General features: G+C 51.1%; 1 protein-coding gene. It reads left to right on the top strand.

Going from position 1 to position 1,502, the window contains the following annotated elements:
• Window positions 1-1,502, top strand: a 1,502-nt coding sequence (locus AB4589_RS25415) for a phage tail sheath family protein (RefSeq protein ID WP_372101959.1), incomplete at both ends; no start/stop codon positions are given.

Below are 1,502 nucleotides of genomic sequence, written 5' to 3'. Positions count from 1 at the left end.
AATCCCTTTAGGTAAGGACAGCGACTTCCCTGACGTTGAAACGCCAGCGGTCTCTGGCGTCACGATGAGCACATCCAGTGTCTCTATTTATATTGATGATGGCGCAAGCTTACCTGTCACGATTTTAAACCCTCACACTTGTCGCATTGCGTACAGCTCGGACAATGATCTCATTGCGACAGTGGATGCTAATACGGGCGTGGTAACGCCTGTGAAAGCCGGTATTGCTAACATCACCGCCTTGGTCACCTTTAATGATGGTGAGAATGACGTAGATGAGGCCCATGTCTATGGCGTGACGGTCGCACAAACCAATCCAAACGCAGGCAAGACCATGAGTCCAGCGACGCTGGGTGATTCTGTTGCGACAGCGTTCTTAGGCGCAGACTCTCAGCCCAACGCGTTAACCAATACGTATGAGCAAACTGCTGTTTGGTCGATTGATGATGAAGCCATTGCCTTGGTTGATAGTAGTGATGGCACGATCACACCACTTTCAGAAGGTCAAACGGTGGTCGCCGTGAAGCTCGCACCCAAGAGCAACGTCAGCTACACCAATGACAACGATATGACCATTAATGTGGGGGATGTTGCTGGCATTGAGCTCACTTATGTACTGACCGTTTCCCGTGTCACCGATGCGCTGTTGGCTAAATTCATGGAAGCGCTACCGTTACTGCGTAAAGCGAAACAGAGCTACGGCTTTTCATCCAAAATCAACATGGCTCCAGGCATCTTACACAAAGATGGCGCAATGGGGCTCGCCGTGGGCGCGGTCAGCACTATCCGCGGCATTTGGGTAGGAGATATGCCGGAGCATATTTCAACACCCACTGAGGCGTACGCTTGGAAGCAAAAGTACACCTCACAACGAGCGTATGTCGGCTGGCCACGTCCCAAAGTGTTAGATGAAGACGGAGCAACGGTGGTCGATTGGTACGCGCCAAGTTTGTGTGGCCTCATTGCTCAGGTAGACCGCAACCAAACCGAGCAGAACATTGTGCCGGAAACCGGTTACTGGTGCTCCCCATCCAACTATGTCATGGCCGACGTGATAGGCCCCTCCATTGATCTTGACTACATCCCAAGCGATCCATCGTGTGATGTGAACTACTTAAATGTGAACGGCATTACCACGCTGATGAATCATGGCGGTTGGAAGAACTTTGGTAACTACTCCACCGCGTTCCCAGCCAAGAGCGATTACCTGTCGTTTCTATCGGTGCGCCGAACGGCAGACATCATAGAGGAAAGCATTGAGGACGCTACACGTCAGTTTTTAGACTTTCCGATGTTCACCAGCCCAACGGATATTGCCAATACGACCTGTGGCCGCGTGAAAGATACGGTGAACGATTATCTTCGTTCGAAAGAAGGCACCGCGTTGGTGTACAGCAATGTGTCAATTGATGCCGGTGACAACCCGCTCACCAATCTGATGCAAGGCAAAATTAAGTACCGCTATCGAATGACACCGCCTGTGCCTATGCAGAGTGTGGAAT

It is taken from the genome of Vibrio sp. 10N.222.49.A3, from assembly GCF_041475145.1.
Taxonomy (GTDB): Bacteria; Pseudomonadota; Gammaproteobacteria; order Enterobacterales; family Vibrionaceae; genus Vibrio; species Vibrio tasmaniensis_A.
Note: the sequence above shows the minus strand (reverse complement) of the source record. Positions and strands in the feature narration are given on the sequence as shown.